The 14,489-nt window shown below is 48.6% G+C and carries 13 protein-coding genes and 1 other annotated feature; of the genes, 8 read left to right on the top strand and 5 right to left on the bottom strand.

Annotated features, from left to right (window positions below; genetic code table 11):
• Window positions 1–29 precede the first annotated feature (29 nt).
• Window positions 30–1,721 (bottom strand): L-lactate permease, encoded by a 1,692-nt coding sequence (locus tag R5H20_RS20025; RefSeq protein WP_006639156.1) that lies wholly within the window; start codon window positions 1,719–1,721, stop codon window positions 30–32.
• 220 nt (window positions 1,722–1,941) lie between these two features.
• On the opposite strand from R5H20_RS20025, the gene R5H20_RS20020 reads away from it, so the two are divergent.
• From R5H20_RS20020 to R5H20_RS20005, 4 genes are all read left to right on the top strand, one after another.
• Window positions 1,942–2,667, top strand: a complete 726-nt coding sequence (locus R5H20_RS20020; RefSeq protein WP_006639155.1) for an L-lactate utilization/bacilysin biosynthesis transcriptional regulator LutR — start codon at window positions 1,942–1,944, stop codon at window positions 2,665–2,667.
• A 176-nt stretch (window positions 2,668–2,843) separates the two neighbouring features.
• On the top strand, window positions 2,844–3,560 hold the full coding sequence (locus tag R5H20_RS20015; RefSeq protein ID WP_006639154.1) for a (Fe-S)-binding protein: 717 nt from the start codon (window positions 2,844–2,846) through the stop codon (window positions 3,558–3,560).
• Between the two features lie 39 nt (window positions 3,561–3,599).
• Entirely contained in the window at window positions 3,600–5,027 is a 1,428-nt protein-coding gene (locus R5H20_RS20010; protein ID WP_006639153.1) for a LutB/LldF family L-lactate oxidation iron-sulfur protein, read from the top strand.
• Window positions 5,024–5,746 carry a LutC/YkgG family protein gene (locus R5H20_RS20005; protein ID WP_006639152.1) on the top strand — a complete coding sequence of 241 codons (723 nt, stop codon included), beginning with the start codon at window positions 5,024–5,026 and terminating at the stop codon, window positions 5,744–5,746. Before R5H20_RS20010 ends, R5H20_RS20005 begins: the two co-directional genes overlap by 4 nt.
• Before the next feature lie 49 nt (window positions 5,747–5,795).
• On the opposite strand, the gene R5H20_RS20000 is transcribed toward R5H20_RS20005, so the two are convergent.
• From R5H20_RS20000 to R5H20_RS19990, 3 genes are read right to left on the bottom strand one after another with little or no spacing between them, the layout of a single operon-like run.
• Window positions 5,796–6,863 (bottom strand): CocE/NonD family hydrolase, encoded by a 1,068-nt coding sequence (locus R5H20_RS20000; RefSeq protein WP_006639151.1) that lies wholly within the window; start codon window positions 6,861–6,863, stop codon window positions 5,796–5,798.
• Between the two features lie 16 nt (window positions 6,864–6,879).
• Window positions 6,880–7,557: a CocE/NonD family hydrolase gene (locus R5H20_RS19995; protein ID WP_006639150.1), complete on the bottom strand. Its 678-nt coding sequence runs from the start codon at window positions 7,555–7,557 to the stop codon at window positions 6,880–6,882.
• On the bottom strand, window positions 7,554–8,408 hold the full coding sequence (locus tag R5H20_RS19990; protein ID WP_006639149.1) for a MerR family transcriptional regulator: 855 nt from the start codon (window positions 8,406–8,408) through the stop codon (window positions 7,554–7,556). Before R5H20_RS19990 ends, R5H20_RS19995 begins: the two co-directional genes overlap by 4 nt.
• A 158-nt stretch (window positions 8,409–8,566) precedes the next feature.
• Between R5H20_RS19990 and R5H20_RS19985 the strand changes: the two genes are divergently transcribed.
• On the top strand, window positions 8,567–9,256 hold the full coding sequence (locus tag R5H20_RS19985) for an ABC transporter permease (protein WP_006639148.1): 690 nt from the start codon (window positions 8,567–8,569) through the stop codon (window positions 9,254–9,256).
• Window positions 9,256–10,182, top strand: coding sequence for an ABC transporter ATP-binding protein (locus R5H20_RS19980; protein WP_029419548.1), 927 nt, complete (start codon window positions 9,256–9,258; stop codon window positions 10,180–10,182). Before R5H20_RS19985 ends, R5H20_RS19980 begins: the two co-directional genes overlap by 1 nt.
• Window positions 10,183–10,645: 463 nt before the next feature.
• On the opposite strand, the gene R5H20_RS19975 is transcribed toward R5H20_RS19980, so the two are convergent.
• The gene (locus tag R5H20_RS19975; protein WP_006639145.1) at window positions 10,646–11,119 is read right to left on the bottom strand and encodes a hypothetical protein; all 474 of its coding nucleotides are present in this window, start codon (window positions 11,117–11,119) and stop codon (window positions 10,646–10,648) included.
• Between the two features lie 312 nt (window positions 11,120–11,431).
• Window positions 11,432–11,694 (top strand) — a binding site (T-box leader).
• 62 nt (window positions 11,695–11,756) lie between these two features.
• On the opposite strand from R5H20_RS19975, the gene R5H20_RS19970 reads away from it, so the two are divergent.
• Window positions 11,757–13,124: an amino acid permease gene (locus R5H20_RS19970; protein WP_006639144.1), complete on the top strand. Its 1,368-nt coding sequence runs from the start codon at window positions 11,757–11,759 to the stop codon at window positions 13,122–13,124.
• A gap of 138 nt (window positions 13,125–13,262) precedes the next feature.
• Window positions 13,263–14,264 (top strand): LLM class flavin-dependent oxidoreductase, encoded by a 1,002-nt coding sequence (locus tag R5H20_RS19965; RefSeq protein ID WP_006639143.1) that lies wholly within the window; start codon window positions 13,263–13,265, stop codon window positions 14,262–14,264.
• Window positions 14,265–14,489 lie beyond the last annotated feature (225 nt).

Raw genomic sequence — 14,489 nt, 5'->3', positions numbered from 1 at the left:
AAGCCTGCGGCACAGCCGCAGGCCCTTTTTTACGGAATCATCCATGACAAAGCGTGATGCTGTAAAAATGTGATGATACATACGAGGAACAAAAGGAATAAACTGTGCTTCAGTGTAAAGCGGAGCAGATCAGATTCTTTCCCAGCGAGTCCAACTGCCGCGCAGGCGACAGCGATCGATTGCGGCGAGATCATTTTTCCTGTGACACCGCCTGAAGAATTGGCTGCGACCGCAAGCACAGGCTCCATCCCAACCGATCCCGCCGTCACTTTTTGCAGGCTGCCAAACAGCAGGTTGGCTGAGGTATCAGACCCTGTAATAAAGACGCCGAGCCAGCCGAGCACAGGAGAAAAAAATGAAAACATCGCACCTGTCATGGCCAGCGACATGCCGAGTGTCGTGCTCATGCCGGAAGAGTTGGTCACATACGCAAAGCCGACGACGAAAGCGATCGTCAACACGGGCTTTCTCAGTTCCTGCAGCGTTTCGATAAAAACGGCGCCCCACTCTTTCCATGAAACAGCCGTGACAAACTTTGTCAGGACAGCGGCAAGCAAAATCGCCGTTCCCGCTGACCCGAGCAGATCTAATTTATAAAGGGCTTCGAGCGGCTTTCCTGACCCATCAAGGATCTCGTTGTTCAAAAAAGGCACACCTGGAGCAAATGACAGGCGGCCGCCGATTTCGCTGATGAAAAGCAAGAACGGGTTTGCCCCTTGATAATGGCCTGTCAGCGCTTCTTTCACAGCGGGAATTCCCCATATGGAGACCATTGCGGTCAGCAATAAAAACGGGGTCCATGCTTTAAAAATCCGGCCCGCCGAATGCGCGCGCTCTTGTGTTTCCGGCTGCCCCGCTTGCACGGCTGCCGCCGCTTCCTTTTCGCCGGGAAATCTGAATGTCGTTTTCGGCTTCCAGAATTTCAAGAATACGGCGAGCGCAACAAGCGAAACGATGGCCGACAAAATATCGGGAAGCTCAGGCCCCAGGAAATTTGAGCTTACATATTGTGTGGCGGCAAAGGAAACACCCGATACCAAAATGGCCGGCAGCACTTCCAAAGACCTTTTGAAGCCGCTCATGATCACGACCAAATAAAACGGAATAAATACGGATAAAAACGGGAGCTGACGGCCGACCATTTTCGAAATGTCCATCGCGGGTATCCCTGTCGGACCTTCGACCGCGATAATCGGTATTCCGATCGCGCCGAAGGCGACAGGCGCCGTATTGGCAATTAAACAAATGCCGGCCGCATATAAAGGATTGAATCCGAGTCCGGCAAGCAATGCGGCGGATATAGCGACCGGAGCTCCAAATCCGGCCGCCCCCTCTAAAAACGCCCCGAATGAAAACGCTATCAAAAGTGCCTGCAGGCGGCGGTCATCAGTGATCGACAGCACAGAGCTGCGAATGATTTCAAACTGGCCGGTTTTAACCGTAAGCTTGTACAAAAAAACCGATGTCACGATGATCCAGCCGATCGGCAAAAGACCGTACACCGCGCCTTGCGAGGCGGACATGACGGCTTTTTCGGCAGGCATGCCGTAAACGAAAACAGCCAGAACAAGCGCGATCAGCAAGGTTGTCAAACCGGCTGTATGCCCTTTCATTCGTTTGATGGCCAAAGCCCAGAAAAAATACAAAATCGGTATGAGCGCTGCAATTGAAGAGAGCAGCAAATTGTTCCCCAGCGGAGTGTAATCTTGAGTCCATCCCATCTCCTAAAATCCCCCTTTGTTCTTCAAACAGGCCTGTCCAAATCCAGAATAAGACATCTGATGACATGATGACAGGACCAATTATTTAGCATTATATTTCTGAATGTTACAAATTACAATCATTTTTTTGCATGACGTCCCGGCTATATGTTCAATCTGAAAAGAACGGTATAATAAGAAAAATAAGCACCATGCCCAGTCTGTTGATGAGGTGAAAAAATTGAAATATAAGCAAATCAAAACGAAAAAAATATATGAAGAAGTAGCTGAAGCACTGCTTGAAACCATCAAAAACGGAGAGCTTCAGCCGGGGGATAAACTGGATTCCGTCCAAGCGCTGGCCGACAGCTTTCAAGTCAGCCGCTCCGCAGTCAGAGAAGCCCTTTCCGCCTTAAAAGCGATGGGAATTGTCGAGATGAAGCAGGGGGAAGGCACTTATGTGAAAACATTCGAGCCTGAACAAATCTCAGTTCCTCTTTCCGCCGCCCTGCTGATGAAAAAGCAGGATGTCGCTGAGCTGCTCGAAGTACGCAAGATTCTCGAGATCGGCGCAGTAGCGGGGGCTGCGCAAAAACGGACAGAAGATGACTTGGAGCACATGCGAGCGGCGCTTGAAGACATGAATCTCGCCGACGGGAACGGCGAGCTCGGCGAAAAAGCCGATCTTGCGTTTCATTTGGCGCTGGCCGGGGCTTCTCAAAACGATTTGTTAAAAGGCCTGATGAACCATGTCTCATCCCTCCTGATCGAAACGATGAGAGAAACGCGGAAAATCTGGCTGTTTTCTAAAAAAACCACAGTAAAGCGGCTTTACGAAGAGCATGAAGCGATCTACCGGGCCGTGAAAGAGCAAAACGGGAAAAAAGCCGAACAGGCGATGCTTGAGCACCTGACAAACGTGGAAACGGTGCTGGCTTCATATTTTGAAGAAACAGGCGTTGACTGAGGGAATATCGATTGAAAAGCAGACGATTGTCTGCTTTTTTACATAGGACTCAGGCTGAAAACTGAGGAGAAACCCCTTTCAAAAAATGTTCACAAGGTGTAAGATGAAAAAAGAGATTTTTTTACATCCAAGTCATCAGATGACCTGACTATTCAGGTTGGGGAGAGGGGATCAAGATGAAAGTTTCATTGTTTATCACGTGTTTGGTTGACATGTTTCAGACAAATGTCGGAAAAGCAACCGTTGAGCTGCTGGAACGGCTGGGATGTGAAGTGGATTTTCCCGAAGGCCAGGTTTGCTGCGGCCAGCCGGCATACAACAGCGGGTATGTCAAAGACTCCAAAAAAGCGATGAGACGGATGATTGAAACGTTTGAATCGGCTGAATACGTCGTCAGCCCTTCCGGATCATGCGCTTTTATGTTTAAAGAGTATCCGCACGTATTTCAGGATGAGCCTGCATGGGCGGAAAAGGCGCAGCGTCTTGCCGACAAAACGTATGAATTGACGGACTTCATCGTCAATGTCCTGAAAGTGGAGGACGTGGGGGCAAGACTTGAGAAAAAGGCGACTTATCATACTTCCTGCCATATGACAAGGCTTCTGGGCGTAACCGACGCGCCGATGAAGCTGCTGCAGAATGTGAAGGGGCTTGAATTCACACCGCTGCCGCGCAAGCATGACTGCTGCGGATTCGGAGGAACGTTTTCGGTGAAAATGTCGCAAATCTCGGAGCAGATGGTCGATGAAAAAGTGGCTTGTGTTGAAGAAACGGCCGCAGATGTGCTAATCGGGGCTGACTGCGGCTGCTTGATGAATATCGGGGGGCGGATCGGCAGAAAGGAAAAACCGATCCAGGTCATGCACATTGCTGAGGTTTTAAACAGCAGATAACACATCCGGTCATTTCACAGATAGAGGGGGACGATGGTCATGGCAATGAAGATCGGAACACAAAATTTTAAAGATCGCGTGTCAAAAGGGCTTGAAAATGATTTTATGAGGGGGGCCGTTTCAGGCGCCCAAGAACGGTTGAGAGCCCGGCGGCTTGAGGCGGCGGAGGAGCTTGGCAACTGGGAAGAATGGCGCTCGCTCGCCGAAGAAATCAGGCAGCACGTTTTGGAAAACCTTGATTATTACCTTGAGCAGCTTGCCGAAAATGTCGCCAAAAGAGGCGGACACGTATTCTTCGCGGAAACCGCCGAGGAAGCGTCAAGTTACATACGCGATGTCGTCAAAAAGAAAAACGGCAAAAAGATCGTCAAATCAAAATCAATGGTAACGGAAGAAATCAATATGAACGAAGTGCTCGAACAAGAAGGCTGCGAGGTCGTTGAAACTGATTTGGGGGAATACATCCTGCAAATCGATGACCATGATCCGCCGTCACATATCGTGGCGCCGGCGCTTCATAAAAACAAAGAACAAATCCGCGACGTTTTTAAAGAACGGCTTGATTATCGCCGCACGGAAAAGCCGGAGGAGCTTGTCATGCACGCCAGAGCCGTGCTCAGGAAGAAGTTTTTGGAGGCGGATATCGGCATTACAGGCTGTAATTTCGCGATTGCTGATACAGGCTCCGTCAGCCTTGTCACAAACGAAGGGAACGGGCGCCTTGTCACGACGATTCCGAACACGCAGATTACCGTCATGGGGATGGAGCGGATCGTCCCGTCCCTCGACGAATTTGAAGTGCTTGTCGGAATGCTGACCAGAAGCGCCGTCGGCCAGCGGCTGACAAGCTATATTACGGCGTTGACAGGGCCGAGGCTGCCTGATGAAGCGGACGGGCCGGAAGAATTTCATCTCGTAATCGTGGATAACGGCCGTTCGAAGATTCTCGGAACAGAATTTCAATCCGTCCTTCAATGCATCAGATGTGCGGCCTGCATCAACGTCTGTCCGGTTTACCGCCATGTCGGCGGTCATTCCTACGGTTCGATCTATTCGGGTCCGATCGGGGCGGTACTATCTCCGCTGCTCGGCGGATATGACGACTACAAAGAGCTGCCTTACGCATCATCATTATGCGGGGCTTGCACGGAAGCCTGTCCGGTGAAAATTCCTCTTCATGAACTGCTCTTAAAGCACCGCCAGCGCATCGTTGAACAAGAAGGCCGCGCTCCGGTTTCCGAAAAGCTGGCGATGAAAGCCTTCGGTCTGGGAGCATCGACACCGGCGCTTTATAAAATGGGCTCAAAATGGGCGCCTGCGGCTATGAAGCCGTTTCAGCAGGGCGAAAAAATTACGAAGGGTCCGGGGCCGCTCAAACAGTGGACGCAAATCCGTGATTTTCCGGCACCAAACCGCTCCAGATTCCGCGACTGGTTCCATGACAGACAAAAGGGGGAAGACAGATGACAAACGGAACGATCCAAAACAAGGAGAGCTTTTTAAACCGGATTGCAGAAAGACTCGGCCGTTCGAGAAGAACATCGGGCGTCACCGCTCCCGATTACACATATCAGCCGCAGCACAGGGTGTACCAGGGATATACGCCCGATCAGCTGCTTGCCGTATTGAAAGAGCACTGCCTGAAGATTCACACGGAATTGATTGAAACGGAAGCAGTCGGCCTGCACGAAGCCCTTGCTGCTCAAGTAGCGCGATTTGGAGGAGGTCCTGTCATCATTCCGAAAGATAAGCGTTTTAAAGAATTCGGACTGTCCGGCCTTTTGACAGATGCATGGGCGAAAGAGGGCACACAAGTATGGGAATGGGATGCAGTTCGCGGAGAGGACAATATCAGACGGGCCGAACAGGCGAACGTCGGCATTACATTCAGTGACATCACCCTTGCGGAATCCGGCACTGTCGTCCTATTCAGCTCAAAAGATAGAGGGCGCTCCGTCAGCCTGCTGCCGACGACATATATTGCCATTGTGCCAAAAAGCTCAATCGTTCCGAGAATGACGCAGGCCAGCCGGATCATTAAGCAAAAAACAGCGGAAGGCAGTGTCATTCCGTCCTGCATCAACTATGTGACGGGTCCGAGCAATTCGGCGGATATTGAAATGGATCTGGTTGTCGGCGTGCATGGACCGGTAAAAGCGGCTTACATTGTCGTAACCGACCGGTAGAAAAATACCTTCAGCGCGGATTGGAACGCTGAAGGTCATATAGGCGCAGTCAGTTTCTAGGTATGATCGGCAGAATGACCGAAGATGGATGCTCCCGGTCATGAAGGATGGTCTGCCGCGCCTTTACGGCATCTTCCGTTTGGCCGCTGCCAATCTCAAGTCCGTTATTGAGATTGCGGTCCCAGCGCGGGAAATTGCTGCTGGTGATATCCAGGCGGATGCGGTGCCCTTTTTTGAATACGATGCTCGTTGACCAGAGGTCGATGTCATAGAGATACGCTTTTCCCGGTTCGATCAGACTTGGCTTTCCTTCTTTGGGGCTGTTCCTGAACCGGGCCCGGATGATTCCGTCGGTTACATTGTATGCCGAACCGCCGGGATGCACATCGATAAGACGGGCGACAAAATCCGTATCAGGCGCACTGGAAACAGCCCACAGCCTGACTTTCACCGGGCCTGTCACTTCCGTGTCTTCTTCAAGAATCGGGGTGGTGTACACCAATACATCATCCCGTTCTTCAATTTCCCTGTGGTCAAAAGCGCCGCTTGCGAAATCAGGCGGCATCATAATCGCTCCGCCTTTTGTCGGAACGGGATCCAGAGGATCATAGACAAAATGATCGGGTTCTTCCGCTTCAGGCGGTATCATGCTGAGCGTTCCGTCTCCATGCCATGTATTCGCACGGCCGCCGCTATGCAAATAATACGCCGTAAACCGGGTGCGGGCCAGCGGCCATTCATATTCATCGCGCCATACATTTTCACCCATCACGAACAGTTTGATGGGTGCTTCATTTACCATTCCGGTATCGATTCCTTTTAAGAAATGATCAAACCACCGCAAATGGATGCCGTTCAAGTCTATCGAAGCCGAATGAGCGGCCAGACTGAAGTTTTTTTCACCTGATTGATGGCTGTGATCCAAATGCTGCCACGGTCCGATGATCAATTTGCTTTGACGGGCTTCCGCCGTTCCGCCAATTTCCGCCATGTGCAAAAAGTTTTCAATTGTTCCCTGCAAAAAGATATCGTACCAGCCGGCGATATTCAAAGCAGGCACTGTGAATCCGCCATATTTCCCTTCTAAAGATAAATGCCCGCTGAATTCCCGATCCATCCCCCGCCTGATTTGCTCAAGGATTTGCGACATTATTTCGCTGAAATGGCGCAAAATCTTTCAAAGGGAGTGAGTAAATTTTGAGTTTGAGCTGATCAATGTCTGAGATGATTTGTTTTCTCGCAGCCATGAGTTCGCCCTCATCAGAATAAAGCCTTGGCAGAGTATCGAGATACATGCCCATTTGCCAATAAGCTAAAAAACCTAATTCCAATGCGCCTCCCCTGAATATCAGACCATCAAAGGGATGGCTCCAGGAAAATGCCGGAGCCGCCGCCTTGAATGGTTTGGGTGCCTTCACCATCCCTGCCCATTGGGTAAAAGCGTAGTAAGATACGCCGAACATTCCGACCTGCCCGGTGCTATAAGGAAGTTTTGCCGCCCAATCAATGGTTTCATGCGTATCACTTTCTTCATAGGCGCTTGTTGCAATAGGGTCCCATTGTCCTTCAGATGAAAAACGTCCTCTTGTATCTTGAACAATGACGACATATCCTCTTTGAACCGCCCGAAACACATCATGAAAGCCTAACAGTACTTGGGGAATGTCTTTTCCGTAGGGGAGCCGCGCCAATAGAACCGGCCATGGTCCCGCGCCTTTCGGACGATAGATGTTGGCGCGAAGGGCTGTTCCGTCACTCATGGTCACCGGGATGTTCAATTCTGTTATGATTTGCTTCGATAAATCGGTCATGTTTGTCCGCCTTTCTTGATTCCACTCAATGTTTCGTGCACTTTTTCGATCGGAATTTGAATCTCCGCAATATAATCACTTGAATGATTATGTTCAGGATGTAAAAATACTTCGCGGCGCGGTTCATTTTCCTTCATACGATACCCTTTTTGTTCAAGCCACAGGCCCAGATGAGCACTTGCTGTGCACGGGCTTGTCGGTCGGCAGCGGTGCAGAAGCGTCGCCATCATCGGAACTTCCGGCAGCCGGCGCACGACGGCGTCCGAGCCCTCCGGAGGAAATGGCCGCTGGACGAGATAACCCGCCTCTAAATCGACTTCGTCTTCACACTCTTCACAGCCATGCCAAAGAACCATTTTGGGAAGCGAAGCCGTTAATGATTTCCCGAATCGCGCATCGAGCTCCCCAAAAAGAGCGGGGATTTGTTGAATTGAAGTCTTTCGCCGCACGGAAAGCAGCTGCCGGCTTTCTATTTTTTTCAACACAATATCGTTCTCCGGTTCAAAACAATCTTCTTTTTCGACCTGTTCCAGCCGTTCTTCAATTTTTTGCAGGCGTGCCCCTTCTTCCGCCAGCAGTGTCTCAATCTCCGCTTTTTTCAGCCGGAACATTCCGCGGATCTGTTCGCCGGACACATTCTCTTCCATAAGCTCTATTATCTGCTGGAGTGTGAAACCAAGTTCCTTAAAAGCCAAAATGCGATTCAGCGGAAAGAGCTGGTTTGCCGTATAGTAGCGGTAGCCTGTTTCTGCATCTATATGAGCCGGCTTCAGTAAACCGATTTGATCATAATACCGCAGGGCTTTCACCGAAACTTGGCTCAGGTTGGAAAACTCACTGATTTTAAACAAAAAAATCCTCCTTTTACATCCTTCTAAAATGAATATAAACCCTCCAGTTTAGGGGAAAGTCAAGCAGCCCGATTTGCGATTTAAGGTAATGTTAAGGATAAAATTATTTCTGGATAATCTTCAGTCACTATAATAAAGGGATGAAGGAGTGACTGAAGATGCAAGCTATCTGCCTGAATGAATTTAAACGCCTTTTTAAAAGCATCAAATCGATGATTGTCATCGCCATGATTTTTTTCGTGAGCTTTAAGGTTGCGGAGGTCATCGAGCATGCGCCGGCCGATATGGTTCGGGAATTGGATTTGGGGGTTGATTCCACCGCAATCGGGACAACCCTTATCGTTTTTATGCTCGGTTTTTTAATCATCACGGGGCTGTCCCATGATATGATCAACCGGGAAGTCAACGAGCGGACGATGAGGTTTCTGGTGACCAAAACCTCGCGCCATCAAATTATATTGGGGAAATATTTAGGGGTCTGGCTGTTTTGGCTCGTCTGTATGTTGGCATCATACATATTGGTAATGATCGTTTCTAAAACATTTTTATGGCAGAGCGCCGCTGACAGCATGGCGTTTCTTACAGCGGCAATCGCTTTAAATCTCTTATTCTCCATTATCTTTCCCAAGCCCGCCATGTCAATGTTTTTCGGAATCGTGTTTGCCTTGTTCTTTCCCGCGGTCAGTTTGTGGGCCATCTACTCGGACAATATCATGATCAGCTGGTTTAAATATTTGACTCCCTACTATTATTCTTCTCTTGGGAACTATTTTGTCCTGATCAACATTGTTTACGCGGCCGTGGTGCTCGCCGGGGCAATCGCTTTATTTAACAGGAGGGATTTATAATGAATGCTGTGATCGAGGCTAAGGGCTTGATGAAGATATACGGATCAAGAACGGTTGTAAACCAAGTCGATCTCCAGGTGAAAAAAGGGGAGATTTACGGTTTCCTGGGCCGCAATGGCGCCGGAAAATCGACGTTCATCAATATGCTCACCGGAATTGTTCAGCCGTCTGCCGGAAGCTTTCAACTATTGAACGAACCCTCCATTGAAAAAATAAAGCACCGCATCGGCGTGTTGCCCGATTATTCAACCTTTTATAATTCGATGACGGCGGCCGGTCATTTAAAATATTTCGCGGCATTACAGGGCCGAAACGTGTCAAGAGAGCAGTGCGAAGCCGTTTTGGCAAGGGTCGGTCTGCTTGAACACGCCGACAAAAAGGCCGGGACATTCTCATTCGGCATGAAGAAAAAGCTTGGCATCGCCCAAGCGATCATTCATGATCCGGAGCTGCTCTTCTTGGACGAGCCGACGTCCGGGGTCGATGCGGAATCAGGCTTGAATATACAAAAGCTGATCACGGAGCTGCAAACAGAAGGGAAAACCATATTTATGACGTCCCACAATCTACATGAAATTGAAAAGATTTGTACAAGGATCGCAATCATGAAGGACGGCAGCATTTTACGAGAAGGGACGCTGGATGAATTAAGAAGGCATTTCATGTCCGCCATGACGGTTTCCATCAGGCATTCGCAAATTCCTGAACAGCATCGCGGCCTGATCGGCAATTTTCTCGAATCAGCCGGCGATGACATCGAATACCGGGGAAATGAGCTCTCGCTTGTGGTCAATTCGGAAGAAAAAATCCCCGCCATTATCAGGGTTTTGACCAACTGCAAAGTGAACATTTACCGGGTTCATGTCGATGAACCATCATTGGAAGACATCTTTTTGGAGAATGAAGAGAAAAGCACCGCATCATAAGGAGGGCGGAAAAAGACATCTGCGCAAACAGTTGCTGTCTTTGATTCCCGTAATCGTTTTGCGGATCAAGCGTTACGATCAATGTACGGAAAGGGACAGGATAAAAAATAATAGTTTCTATTACCTTGATTGGCTATTTGCTTTTCAAGGTTTTTTGTTCGGAAGAACATGCGGGCCCAAAACTTTTGCATCCTGGTATTGTGAAGGTGATTGTCGGGCGGCTATTGATTGCAAGTAATTTGATGGGCAGTATGTACGGTCCGCTCCCGATACATCGAAAAGGGCAAGAGCCACCCAATATATGGATCCATTGTCGTATTGATCAAATCCGCTCTGCCGCGAGTATAGCGGACGCTGGAAAGGAAATCGCCAATCGATTTTTGCAGGAACGGGATAGAAGGCGTTCGAAACCAAAAAACGCCCTGTTAAAGGGCGTTATAAAAGGGGGCAGGTATTCACGAATCTAGTATTTCCACAAAATCGAAATGTCTCCGCTTGTTTTCTCATCGATGACATTTCCTTCTTTATCAAGTTTGACAACATACTTGCCGCCGGTTGTTACATTTTGGTATTCACTTTCTGATGTGCCGTCAGCATTCTGTTTAAACTCAAATCGTATCTCTGCAATGAGTGTATCGCTGTTGAGGTCGACATAGTATGAATTGAAACTGACATGGCTCCAGTCGTCTCTTTTGTCAGGGATGTCCGAAATGATGCCGACTTTTTCGGAAGGTTCATTTACGATCACCCCGTAATCCTTTTGCAGGTTGTCGGTCTGAATGCCGGTGTCTTTTAAGATTTGTTGAATCTGGCTAAATTCGGCGTCTGTCGGCGTCGTATACTTATCCTCAGGTGCGTCTTTCGCAAAGCTGGCCGGCGATGCACTGAATACGAGAGTCAATGCGGACAAAATCACCATCAACGACAGTTTTTTCATGTTTCTTCCTCCTTTAGCTGATCAAATGATTCGGGTCCCACTCTATCATCGTTTAAATATTTTGTAAAGTTCGAATAATATATCAATTCAACTAATTTTTTCGGGGGATTTCAGACGATTTTTTGCAGGCGCGTTTTAATTGAAAAGGCCGGCCATTTGAAAACTCGTGCACTAAACCTATTGAATTTGCAAAAAGAAAAGCCGATTTTCCTTGAAAATAGGGGAATATTCTGTTTTTTAAAATTTGCCACTCTATTTGTTATTGACAAAGGGGTCAGAAGAACGTATATTATATGAATATATTTTCAGGTTGAAAACACGATGAATGGGAGCAGTAGAAGATCCATCATTAGCTAAGAGAGCTGCGGGTCGGTGTGACGTAGCCTAATGAATCTTTGAACTCGCCCGGGAGTGGACTCGCTAAAAGGAAAAGACATCAATTCCTGAAGGCTATTACGATTAACCCCCGTTATTGGGTTTTGCACAGCAGATCTGTTGCATATTAAGCTGGATTCTATTTATGGAATCAAAAAGAGTGGTACCGCGGTTGGCTTCAAAGGCTCGTCGTCTCTTTATCTTCAAAAGGAAGAAAAAGAGACGACGGGCTTTTTTATTTTATATAGAGGAAGTGAATAAGATGGAGAAAAAAACGCAGACACTTGAGAGAACGATGACATCACGGCACATTATGATGATGGCCTTGGGCGGTGCGATCGGCGCCGGATTATTTAAAGGAAGCAGCAATGCGATTGATTTAGCGGGGCCATCGGTTCTGATCGCTTATTTGATCGGCGGGATCATCCTGCTGTTCATTATGCAGGGTCTCGCTGAGATGGCCGTCAAAAACAGTGAAGCCCGAACATTCAGGGATCTTGTTCAATCTATTTTAGGTCCCTATGCGGCATATTTTTTAGACTGGATTTATTGGAAAATGTGGGTGCTGAATATTGCGGCCGAAGCTGTAGTGGCGGCGACCTTTTTGCAGTATTGGCTTCCCGGACTGCCGGTTTGGGTGCTGGCGCTGTTTGTTGCCCTCGCCGTTACAAGCGTCAATTTGCTTTCCGTCAAGAGTTTTGCAGAGACAGAGTATTGGCTTGCTTTGATTAAAATCACCGTGATTGTCGTTTTTATTATAGCTGGATTTATTTTATTATTTTTCTCATTCGGCGGTCATTCAGCAGCTGGCGTTTCTCATCTGACTGATCATGGCGGGTTTTTTCCGAACGGAGCCGGCGGGCTGATCACGGCGATGCTTGTTGTGATTTATTCTTACGGGGGAACTGAAATCATCGGCGTGACATTGGCGGAGACAAAAAATCCGGAGAAAGTTGTGCCAAAAGCCGTCCGGGGGACGCTGACGCGGATCATTGCTTTTTACATCATGCCGTTTTTCATTATTGTCAGTCTGATTCCGTGGAATCAGGTGAATGAAGTGTCGGAAAGCCCGTTTGTCATGGTCTTTCAAATGATCGGAATTCCCGGAGCGGATCATGTGATGAATGCCGTGATCTTATTAGCGGTCATCTCATCGATGAACTCGGGTCTTTACGGATCTTCGCGGATTTTATATACGCAGGCCGCCGACGGCCGGGTGCCGAAGATCTTTTCAAAGCTGTCGCGCAAAAAAGTGCCGGTATATGCCATTCTTTTGTGCACTTCTTTCTTATATTTAGGTGTATTATTTTCGATATTTGCGGGCAGTCAAACATTCGAGTATTTGATGGGATCTCTCGGCTACACGGTGCTGATGATTTGGCTTGTCATCGCAACCGCCCATCTGAAATCGAGAAAACGGAATGAGACTGCAGATGGCGGCTACTATGTCAAATGGTTTCCTTATACGACCTGGCTGGCGATTCTGTCGCTTTTGGCGATATTAATCGGCGTTATTCTGACAACTTCGATTGTCATTACTTTGGTAACGGCGGGTATATACATGCTGATTACCATCGCTTATGTGTTGAAGGGACGGCATCAGGTAACCGGCCAAGGCGCGAATTCCTAGGGTGTAACCGCCTCCTGTATAAGGAGGCGGTTTTTTTAAAACCAACAGTTCGAAATTGATCGAACTAATTTCTTTAAATGTACGCCTCCATTATGGTATCGTTCTAATGACAATAACCATCAGGAAGAAGGAGAAAAAATGGCAAAGCATTTAAAAGACACCAAATACTCCGTATTGAATTTGTCTCCCGTCGTCCAAGGCGGCACGGTTGAAGAATCATTCCGCAATTCCATAGATTTGGCCCGCCATGCCGAAAAATGGGGGTACAACAGATTCTGGCTGGCAGAGCATCATAATATTGAAGGCGTGGCGAGCTCGGCCACGGCCGTTTTGATCGGCTATATCGCCGGGGGAACAAAAACGATTCGCGTCGGGTCAGGCGGCATTATGCTGCCGAACCACTCCTCTCTTGTGATTGCGGAACAATTTGGAACGCTGGAGTCTCTCTACCCGGGGAGAATCGATTTGGGGCTTGGCCGCGCTCCGGGCACTGATCAATTGACAGCAAGGGCATTGAGAAGAAACATCAGCAGCGGCGAGGATTTCCCTGAGCAATTGGCAGAACTGCGCAACTACTTCAAGCCTTCCGGAAATGTCCGGAATCATGTGCGCGCCATCCCGGGAGAGGGGCTGGACGTGCCGATATGGCTTCTTGGTTCGAGCGGTTTCAGCGCCCGCCTCGCTGGAGAGCTTGGCTTGCCGTTTGCGTTTGCTGCGCATTTTTCGCCTGCGAATACGATCCCGGCTTTAGAGCTGTACCGCAGCTCTTTCAAACCCGGCGTGCTTGATGAACCTTATGCGATGGTCGGGGTGACGGTGATCGCGGCTGACACCGATCAAAAAGCGCAGCGCCTTGCGACATCACACTATCAGAAATTTTTGGACCTTGTCCGCGGAGCTCCGACGAAGCTTAAGCCTCCTGTCGATGATATGGAGCAGATCTGGACGCCGCGCGAAAAGGCGATGGTCAATGAACAGCTCAGCTCAACCATCATCGGCGGGCCGGCCGAAGTCAAGGCAAAGCTTGAAGACTTTGTCAAAACCACTCAGGCGGACGAAATAATGGTGAACGGTGAAACATTTGAGCATGCAGACAGACTGCGTTCTTTCGAAATAATCGCCGACATATGGAACAATTGAAAAACAACAAAGTAAGCAATGGAAGGGGAGACCCTATCCATTGCTTTTTAGTTGCCCCGCAATCACAGCCGATCAATTCCGGCAAATGGCGTCCGCACAAAATATTCGTTTGCAGCTGCAGGCAGGCGGACATTGCCTTGTTTTGCGCCGGTTCATATGAGCGTATTTTGCTAATATATCAATTTGTTCACAAATATGCAGATGAATTTCACATTGGGTCCAATC

Source organism: Bacillus sp. KICET-3, assembly GCF_033261025.1.
Lineage (GTDB): Bacteria > Bacillota > Bacilli > Bacillales > Bacillaceae > Bacillus > Bacillus sonorensis.
Note: the sequence above shows the minus strand (reverse complement) of the source record. Positions and strands in the feature narration are given on the sequence as shown.